This window comes from Ruegeria sp. BHSB056, from assembly GCF_059613305.1.
In genome coordinates this window covers 1-6,816 of sequence record NZ_JBXWSG010000129.1, presented here as the reverse complement: position 1 = coordinate 6,816, position 6,816 = coordinate 1, and the positions used below count along the sequence as shown (strand labels likewise).

The 6,816-nt window shown below is 57.5% G+C and carries 8 protein-coding genes; 5 read left to right on the top strand and 3 right to left on the bottom strand.

The window, feature by feature from the left end; translation table 11 throughout:
* The 3 genes from AC2FND_RS19165 to AC2FND_RS19155 all read left to right on the top strand — a co-directional run.
* Positions 1-237, top strand: a 237-nt coding sequence (locus AC2FND_RS19165) for a 3-isopropylmalate dehydratase small subunit (RefSeq protein ID WP_496771316.1), incomplete at its 5' end; no start/stop codon positions are given.
* 333 nt (positions 238-570) lie between these two features.
* Entirely contained in the window at positions 571-1,401 is an 831-nt protein-coding gene (locus AC2FND_RS19160) for a hypothetical protein (RefSeq protein WP_496771315.1), read from the top strand.
* The gene (locus AC2FND_RS19155) at positions 1,398-2,426 is read left to right on the top strand and encodes an endonuclease/exonuclease/phosphatase family protein (protein WP_480507148.1); all 1,029 of its coding nucleotides are present in this window, start codon (positions 1,398-1,400) and stop codon (positions 2,424-2,426) included. The genes AC2FND_RS19160 and AC2FND_RS19155 overlap by 4 nt, the downstream gene beginning before the upstream one ends.
* Here AC2FND_RS19155 and AC2FND_RS19150 read toward each other — a convergent pair.
* Positions 2,423-3,325: a Rossmann-fold NAD(P)-binding domain-containing protein gene (locus AC2FND_RS19150; RefSeq protein WP_496771314.1), complete on the bottom strand. Its 903-nt coding sequence runs from the start codon at positions 3,323-3,325 to the stop codon at positions 2,423-2,425. The two genes, AC2FND_RS19155 and AC2FND_RS19150, sit on opposite strands and share 4 nt — an antisense overlap.
* 84 nt (positions 3,326-3,409) lie before the next feature.
* On the opposite strand from AC2FND_RS19150, the gene AC2FND_RS19145 reads away from it, so the two are divergent.
* A complete protein-coding gene (locus AC2FND_RS19145) occupies positions 3,410-4,303 on the top strand; it encodes a LysR family transcriptional regulator (protein ID WP_496771313.1) in 894 nt (297 codons plus the stop codon).
* Between the two features lie 3 nt (positions 4,304-4,306).
* On the opposite strand, the gene AC2FND_RS19140 is transcribed toward AC2FND_RS19145, so the two are convergent.
* Positions 4,307-4,834, bottom strand: a complete 528-nt coding sequence (locus AC2FND_RS19140; protein ID WP_496771312.1) for a redoxin domain-containing protein — start codon at positions 4,832-4,834, stop codon at positions 4,307-4,309.
* A 91-nt stretch (positions 4,835-4,925) separates the two neighbouring features.
* On the opposite strand from AC2FND_RS19140, the gene leuB reads away from it, so the two are divergent.
* Complete coding sequence (gene leuB / locus AC2FND_RS19135; protein ID WP_480507144.1) at positions 4,926-6,029, top strand: 3-isopropylmalate dehydrogenase; 1,104 nt, start codon at positions 4,926-4,928, stop codon at positions 6,027-6,029.
* A 74-nt stretch (positions 6,030-6,103) separates the two neighbouring features.
* Here the strand turns inward: leuB and AC2FND_RS19130 are convergent.
* A partial coding sequence (locus AC2FND_RS19130) for a penicillin-binding transpeptidase domain-containing protein (protein ID WP_496771311.1) occupies positions 6,104-6,816 on the bottom strand: 713 nt, incomplete at its 5' end.

Below are 6,816 nucleotides of genomic sequence, written 5' to 3'. Positions count from 1 at the left end.
GAACACCACGCGATCCTGATGGATGATGCGCACAAAGGCGAAAACGCCCGCATGACCGTACATCTGGAAGACCAGCAGATCACCACATCGGACGGTGTCGTGATCGATTTCGAAATCGATCCTCACCGCAAGCACTGCCTGCTGAATGGTCTGGATGATATCGGGCTCACGATGGAAAAAGATCATCACATCGACAAGTTCGAGGATCACGCCAGTCAGGCCCGCCCCTGGGTGTGATTCTGGGGACGAATCTGTGGATACTCAACCTGACGGGGTCGCCAAGGCGGCCCCGCTCGCATTCTTGGGGTTGATTTTTTGCAAACCACAACATGTGGGTATCAATTTGAGATACACGTCGGATTTGCGTCGAAAATGATGCAATACCGCACCAGTTGCGCCATCTTTTTGCCCGAAATCCCGTGTTTTCTGCACCTCGGCTTGAGCAAAATGCCGCTTATCGTTCATGTTGACGCTAAAGAGGCATCCGTCAACGTCAGACGAAGCGACGGGCACAAGTTGGAAACAAGTCGACAAAGATCGGCTGATCCGGTTTGAAAAAGGGTTCGGATAGTGATTGCGCGCACAACAGGGGCGGCGATACGCGGTATACTTGTTGCACTTTTGGTGCTGACACCTGCGTTGTACCTGCCTGTCTCATCTACGAACGGGACCGAGATACTGGTCTTTCTCGCGATCCTCGCGTTTATATTGACCTTTGCCGAATACAATTCCGCCTTTCCCAGCTTTATTGAATTCCGCGACGCGCCCCCGGTCAATCGCCTTCGGTTTGTCGGCCTGATGTCGATGGTCACCTTTCTGACGCTGATCTGCAAAAACGCTTTTGAACCAACGCAGTTGACCACGTTCTCTTATTCGGTTGGTTTGGCTGTCGCAAATGTGGTGGACTTCCCCTATTCTCCGGTGCGCCTCATCGTGTTGATGTTGCCCCCGGATGCCGGCCACGCCCTGATCGAACTGGTCCGCATCACAGCCAGCGTGGCTTATGTCGCGGCTTTGGTCACGATTGTCAGCTTTGCCTATGCGGTCAGGGTTCGGGGATGGCCAACCGGAAATGGCGCTTTCAATGTGTGGACAAACCTGCCGCTGTTTGACCCGACCAAAGGGGGCGATGTCGTTACGCGCCTTCAACGGGATGGCCGCCTGAACATCTGTATCGGCATTCTGCTGCCATTCCTCATTCCGGCGATCATCAAGTTGATGAGCAGTGTGATCGCCCCGATCTCTCTCGGGAACCCACAGACCTTGATCTGGACCATGAGCGCATGGGCTTTCCTGCCCGCCAGCATGATCATGCGCGGCATGGCGACCCTCAGGATCGCGGGCTTGATCATGGAAAAACGCCGCGCCTATTCGACCAGCGAGTCAACACAGGCCGCATGATCCGCATCCTATGTCTGCTATTGTTGCCCTTTGCGGCACAGGCAGAAGTCGTGCGTATCGCCACCTATAACACCGAGCTCAGCAGAAAAGGTCCCGGCCTACTTCTTCGCGACATTCAACGCGATGACGCGCAAGTTCTGGCCGTTGTCGACGTTATTGCAACCGCGCGCCCTGACATTATCGTCCTTCAGGGTATCGACTGGGACCTGAACAATACCGCTGTAACAGCCCTGACCGGAAAACTGCGCAACGCGGGGCTTGATTACGGATATTACCTTGCCACACAACCCAATGCCGGGCTGGAAACCTCGCTTGACCTGGACGGCGATAGCAAGGCCCAAGGCCCCGGCGACGCCCAAGGCTGGGGCCAGTTCACCGGTCAGGGTGGGCTGGCGGTCTTATCACGATACGAAATTATCACCGCTGAGGTTCAGGATTATTCTGCGCTGTTGTGGCGCAGTTTACCGGGCGCCACCCTGCCTGGCGTAAACGGGCAACCCTTCCCGTCTGACGCGGCACATCAGATACAACGCTTGTCTTCGACTGCACATTGGGTTGTACCGATCGAAACCCCGTATGGGCGGCTCAATCTCATGACCTTTCATGCGGCGCCGCCCGTTTTCGATGGGCCCGAGGATCGAAACGGGTTGCGCAATCAGGATGAGATCCGGCTCTGGTCCGTAATATTGAACGGTGAACTGGAGCCAGTCCCCGAAGGTGCCTTTGTGATCGCCGGCGATGCCAACCTTGATCCAACGCGTGGAGAGGGCCGTAAACAGGCCATTCAGTCCCTTCTGACCCATCCCCGTTTGCAAGACCCGCTGCCGAAAGACCCTTCAGGCTCGACCTCAACGGTCGCTTGGAAGGCCACGGGTGAAATGCGCGTGGATTATGTGTTGCCGTCCGCCGACCTGCGCATTTCGGATGCCGGTGTGACGTGGCCGGAAAAAGGCAACAAGCTTTACGAATCTGCCCTACGTGCCAGCAGGCACCGATTGGTCTGGGTTGACGTCACCCTGCCTTAAGGCATGATCGACTCTGGGGTCGCATAGGACAAAGTCACCAGGTTAGGTGAGATTGCAGAACGCAATGCATCATCCAGATCGGTCTGATGCTCAGAACCCAGTAACTCGGTCAGGTACGATCCGTCCAAATGGTGTGGCACCTGCCACAGATACCGCATTTCAATCAGGTGTGAAGACATGCGCCAGAATGGTCGCGCCAGCTGCAATGGCCACCATTGCATCGGCTTCACGGATATGTCGCGTCCGGTCACTCTCGTCAAAGACTGCGCGATCTGAGTTCCGGTCAGAGTGTAGCCAGCGAAAGGAACATCGCAGAACCGCGGCAGATCCTTTCGGATTTCACACAGCGCGACGGCAGCTTGGGCCAGATCAGGCAGATAGGCCCAGGCGTGCAAAGCTTCTGGATCTCCGGGATACACAAATTGATTGCGCGACAGATGCTTGATCATGACCTGATCGAACCAGTTTCCAGATGCCTCGGTGTCAATGAAATCACCCGCACGCAGAAGGATCGTACGGACGGTTGAGGCGCGATACGCCTCCTCCATCTCGATCCGGATGCGGCCAAGCGGATTGGTGGCCAAGTGCGGTGTACTCCCGGACCATGGGCCTTGCGTGTCCGCTCCAAACACATAGACGTTGCCGGGAACCAGTACGGTGGCTCCGGTCTCGGACGCCGCATCTATCACGCGTCTGGTCAGGTCGGGCATTTCACGCGCCCAATCAGGATAGAGCGGATTCCACCCGTTTACGATGACATCCACCCCTCTTGCCGCCTGGGAAAGAGAACCGGACTCGCGACGGAATCTCTGCACGGTCCAACCCGCATTCCGAAACGCCTTTGCAGCATTGCGCCCAAACCGGCCCGACGCGCCGAGTATCAGAGCAGTTTGTGTCATTGATGCCTCCTGTTTCAGACCAATCTATCCATTCAATGCACGTATGGAATTGCCGGGAAATGTAGAATGTGTATTCAATTATGAATGGACAAAGCACTGACACATGCGGATTGGTCTCTGATCCAAAGCTTTCTGGCCGTGGCCGAAACAGGATCCCTGTCTGCCGCTGCACGGCACCTTGATCGCAGCCAACCCACATTGGGACGGCAAGTACAAAGCCTTGAGGCCGAACTGGGCGTATCCTTGTTCGACCGCCACGCGCGCGGCCTGAAACTAAGCGTGGCAGGTTCCCAGCTCTTGCCGATGGCGCAGCAAATGCACAGCGCCATGACTGCCTTCAGCCTTGCCGCCGCAGGGCAGTCGCAGCAGCTTGAAGGCTCGGTCCGCATCACCGCTTCGGTCTTCGCGTCGCATCATCTGCTGCCTCCGATTCTGGCGAATATCCGAAGGCAGGAACCCGCCATTCAACTTGAGCTGGTCGCCACCGATACCACGGAAAACCTGTTATACCGCGAGGCAGATATTGCCGTTCGCATGTATCGCCCCGCGCAGATGGATATCATCTCGCGATATCTGGGGGAGGTGCCACTATGCTTTTGCGCGGCCAAGTCCTATCTTGATCGTAAGGGGCGCCCTACAACACCCGAGGAACTTTTTTCCCACGACCTTGTGGGGTTTGACGCCAATCAGGAAATCATCAAGGCCATGCGCGAAAAAGGATGGCCCGCAAGCCGCAACAGTTTTGCGACCCGCTGCGATCTGCAAAGCGCCTATTGGGAACTGATCCGCGCGGGATGCGGCATTGGCTTCAGCCAGGTCCAGATGGCCGAAGCCGACCCGGATGTCGAAATCTTGCCGCTGGATGTTGAAATCCCGGTTCTGCCCGTATGGTTGGCTGCGCCGCAGGCCATGCGCCAGACCCCACGTATCCGCAGGGTCTGGGATTTGCTGGCAGAAGGGCTCAAGGCCAGCCTCTGAGGATCAAAGAGGGCCCGTATACGTTCCGCGCGCCGGGTAGTTGTTGCCCAACGTGAACTTCAGACCACCCGCGATATCCGACATCGACGGACGTCCAAAAGGCGTGGTCTGCTGCCACCCAAAATTAAGCGTCCGGTCAGGTGCGATGTAAAAATGTCCGGGCTCCGCAAACAGGTCTGGTTCGGCACTGCCTTCGCGCCTGGTCGAGATGTTCAGCCCCCATCCCTCCCGTGCCTCAGACAGGGGCAGGCTGTGGCCTACACGCAGGCGGGAAACATTGGCTTTTGCGGCGGTTTCAGCGGCACGTTCGGCGGTATCGGTGGTGATCATGATAACCTCGACACCCAGCGCCGCGAAATCGTCCAGCGCCGCCTCGGCCTCGGCCATCTGCCTGATGCAGATCGGGCAATGCAATCCGCGATATTGAATCACCAGCGCTCCGTTTTCGCCCTTGTTGGTCTCGAGGTCGAAACTGCCATGGGCGACAGTTTCAATTTTCAGCTCAGGAACCAGATTTCCGGGTGTCAGCATGTGTTTTCCTTGTGTTTTGACAGGTCTGTCTCATTGACCCGATGCTGCGCAGACGCTAGGGCCTGTGCAACAAAACGCAAGGAGACCCTTCATGCCCAACCCCTCGCTCCTCATCCTGCCCGGAGACGGAATTGGCCCAGAAGTTATGGCCGAAGTGCGCAGAATCATCGATTGGTTCGGTGCCAATCGTGGTCTTCAATTTGACGTGAGCGAGGACCTGGTGGGCGGTGCCGCTTATGACGCCCACGGCAAGCCTCTGTCCGATGAGACTATGGCAAAGGCGCAAGAGGTTGACGCGGTTTTGCTGGGTGCCGTCGGTGGTCCGAAATACGACGATCTGGATTTCAGCCTGAAACCCGAGCGTGGCCTGCTGCGCCTGCGTAAGGAAATGGACCTGTATTCGAACCTGCGCCCCGCGCAGTGTTTTGACGCGCTTGCCGATTTCTCGTCGCTGAAGAAAGACGTCGTTGCCGGTCTGGATATCATGATCGTCCGCGAACTGACGTCGGGCGTCTATTTCGGTGAGCCGCGCGGCATCTTCGAGGAAGGCAACGAACGCGTCGGCATCAACACCCAGCGTTACACCGAATCCGAGATTGAACGCGCCGCGCGCTCGGCTTTTGAACTGGCAATGCGCCGCAATAAAAAGCTGTGCTCGATGGAAAAAGCCAATGTCATGGAATCGGGCATCCTGTGGCGCGAAGTCGTCACCCGCGTCGCTGCGGACTACCCCGAAGTTGAGCTGAGCCATATGTACGCCGACAACGGCGCGATGCAGCTTGTGCGCGCACCAAAACAGTTTGATGTGATCCTGACCGACAACCTGTTCGGTGACATCCTGTCGGACTGCGCCGCGATGCTGACCGGGTCGCTGGGCATGTTGCCTTCGGCATCTCTGGGCGCGCCGATGGCCAATGGTCGGCCCAAGGCAATGTATGAGCCCGTTCACGGCTCGGCCCCGGATATCGCGGGTCAGGGCAAAGCCAACCCGATCGCCTGTATCCTCAGCTTTGCCATGGCCCTGCGCTATAGCTTTGATCAGGGCGAAGAAGCGGATCGTCTTGAGGCCGCGATCGAGAAAGTACTGGCCGATGGTGTACGCACCGGCGACCTGCTTGCAGATGAGGGCGTTCAGCCCGTATCAACCACTGAAATGGGCGACGCGATCCTTGCGGCCTTGGACGCCAGCGTCTGAAACACGCAATCAGCGAAATAACAAAAGGCGGTGCCCAGTGCACCGCCTTTTTGGTATTCCCATCAAAGAAGATTCTAGTTGCCGCCAAATATATTCCTCAGCAGATTGTTGATGTCCTCGGCAAAACCACCGCGCTTTCGACCCGGTTGTGGCTGCGCGACCTGAACTGGCGGTGCTGGTGCGATCATCGGCAAGGGGGTGGGTGTCATCCCTTCGGTGACACGCAGCATGGTTTCTCTCCAGATTTCCGCGGGCAGACCGCCGCCGGTCACACCAGATAGGGGCGTGTTGTCGTCATAGCCCATCCAAACACCGGTTACGTAATCCGCAGTAAACCCGATGAACCATGCGTCCCGCGCCGCCTGGGTTGTGCCCGTTTTGCCCGCCACCTGCCAGCCGGGCAACTTGGCCCGTCCACCTGTGCCTTCGGACACCACACGTTCCATCATCCAGGTCAACTGTTTGGCTGCCGTCTCATTAACGACCCTCTCACCAATACCTGTCGTCGTGACCATGACAGGTGCTTCATCCCCCAACAGCTTCAGCTCGGTCAGACCATAAGGTTCAACGGCAGAGCCGCCGTTCAGAATACCTGCATAAGCCCCCGTCATCTCAATCAGCGTGCTTTCCGACGCACCCAGCGCCAAGGCCGGACCTTGCGCCAGATCGCTGGCAATCCCAAAACCACTGGCCACGGTGCGGACGTTATCCAAGCCCGAAATCTCGGCAACTTTCACCGCCGGAATGTTCAGCGAGTTCTTCAACGCATCCGCCAGTGACACGCGCC

Bases quoted from the DNA above. Each gene is read 5' to 3' on its own strand.
- AC2FND_RS19145 (WP_496771313.1), top strand. From the start codon at position 3,410: ATGGACAAAGCACTGACACATGCGGATTGGTCTCTGATCCAAAGCTTT.
- leuB (WP_480507144.1), top strand. From the start codon at position 4,926: ATGCCCAACCCCTCGCTCCTCATCCTGCCCGGAGACGGAATTGGCCCA.
- AC2FND_RS19155 (WP_480507148.1), top strand. From the start codon at position 1,398: ATGATCCGCATCCTATGTCTGCTATTGTTGCCCTTTGCGGCACAGGCA.
- AC2FND_RS19140 (WP_496771312.1), bottom strand. From the start codon at position 4,834: ATGCTGACACCCGGAAATCTGGTTCCTGAGCTGAAAATTGAAACTGTC.
- AC2FND_RS19150 (WP_496771314.1), bottom strand. From the start codon at position 3,325: ATGACACAAACTGCTCTGATACTCGGCGCGTCGGGCCGGTTTGGGCGC.